At 72.7% G+C, this 1,866-nt stretch carries 1 protein-coding gene; it reads right to left on the bottom strand.

Features of this window, described 5'->3' with window-relative positions; all coding sequences use genetic code 11:
• Positions 1 to 95 precede the first annotated feature (95 nt).
• Positions 96 to 1,866, bottom strand: a 1,771-nt coding sequence (gene cobT, locus AOK16_RS23430; RefSeq protein ID WP_157859322.1) for a nicotinate-nucleotide--dimethylbenzimidazole phosphoribosyltransferase, incomplete at its 5' end; no start/stop codon positions are given.

Genomic DNA, 1,866 nt, shown 5'->3' with positions numbered 1-1,866 from the left:
GTGGCCCCGTTGTGCCCACCGATCCGCCCTCCGGAACGCCTGCCCACAGCGTTGGCCGAACCACGGCCCGCCGGCGCGGCGGAGACCGCCTCGCTTTACGCCTTTTCTGTGACCCCCGCGGAGTCGAAGGTGGCTACCTCGTGCATGGCTCTGGCGGCACTTTGGACTACGGGGAGGGCCAGGAGGGCGCCGGTGCCTTCGCCCAGGCGGAGGTCCAGGTCCACCAGGGGGCGCAGGCCGAGCTTCGTCAGGGCGGCTCGGTGGCCCGGTTCGGCGCTGCGGTGGCCGGCGATGCAGGCCGCCAGCACCTCCGGGGCGATCGCGCGGGCGACCAGCGCAGCCGCGCCCGCGCTGACGCCGTCGAGGATCACCGGCGTACGGAGTGACGCCGCGCCCAGCAACAGGCCCACGATCGCCGCGTGTTCGAGACCGCCCACCGCCGCCAGCACGCCCACCGGATCGGCGGGGTCGGGCTGGTGGAGGTCGAGGGCGCGCCGTACGACGTCGATCTTGCGGGAGTGCGTCTCGTCGTTGATGCCGGTGCCGCGGCCGGTGACCTCGGCCGGGTCCATGCCCGTATAGACGGAGATCAGAGCGGCCGACACCGTCGTGTTCGCGATGCCCATCTCGCCGCTGAGCAGGGCCTTGTTGCCCGCCGCCACCAGGTCCCTGGCCGTCTCGATGCCGACCTCGATCGCCTTCAGGACCTCCTCGCGGGTGAGCGCGGGGCCGGTCGTGAAGTCCTCGGTGCCGTGCCGCACCTTGCGCGGCAGCAGCCCGGGCGTGGCGGGGAGTTCGCCCGCCACGCCGACGTCCACCACGCACACCTCCGCGCCCACCTGGTTGGCGAACGCGTTGCACACCGCCCCGCCGCCGAGGAAGTTGGCCACCATCTGCGCGGTGACCTCCTGCGGCCACGGGGTCACGCCCTGGGCGTGCACACCGTGGTCGCCCGCGAAGACCGCGACCGCCGCCGGCTCGGGGATCGGCGGCGGGCACTGCCGGGAGAGTCCGCTCAGCTGCGCCGAGATGATCTCCAACATGCCGAGCGCACCCGCGGGCTTGGTCATCCGCTTCTGGCGCTCCCACGCCTCGCCGAGCGCCTTCGCGTCCAGCGGGCGGATGCCCTGGAGGGTCTCCTGGAGGAGGTTGTGCGGTTCGGCGCCGGGCAGGGCCCGGCGGCCGTACGTCTCCTCGTGGACGACCCACGACAGCGGACGGCGCTTGGACCAGCCCGCCTGCAGCAGTTCGGGCTCGTCCGGGAACTCGTCCACGTACCCGACACAGAGGTACGCGACGACCTCCAGGTGCTCGGGGAGGCCGAGCGCGCGCACCATCTCGCGCTCGTCGAAGAAGCTGACCCAGCCCACGCCCAGGCCCTCGGCCCGCGCCGCGAGCCAGAGGTTCTCCACGGCCAGAGCGGAGGAGTACGGCGCCATCTGCGGCTGCGTGTGACGGCCGAGGGTGTGGCGGCCACCGCGGGTGGGGTCGGCGGTGACCACGATGTTCACCGGTGTGTCGAGGATGGCCTCGACCTTCAGCTCCTTGAACTGCTTGGCCCGGCCCTTGGGCAGCGACTTGGCGTACGCGTCGCGCTGGCGCATGGCCAGTTCGTGCATCGCGCGCCGGGTCTCGTCGGAGCGGATGACGACGAAGTCCCAGGGCTGCGAGTGGCCGACGCTGGGGGCGGTGTGGGCGGCCTCCAGGACGCGCAGGAGTACGTCGTTGGGGACCGGGTCCGTGCGGAAGCCCTTGCGGATGTCGCGGCGCTCGCGCATCACACGCAGTACGGCTTCGCGTTCGGCTTCGGCGTAGCCCTCAGCCGGGGCGACTGCCTCTGAGGCCACTGCCGCTGGGGCGTTGGAG

Source organism: Streptomyces pathocidini, assembly GCF_001418495.1.
GTDB lineage: Bacteria > Actinomycetota > Actinomycetes > Streptomycetales > Streptomycetaceae > Streptomyces > Streptomyces pathocidini.
Note: the sequence above shows the minus strand (reverse complement) of the source record. Positions and strands in the feature narration are given on the sequence as shown.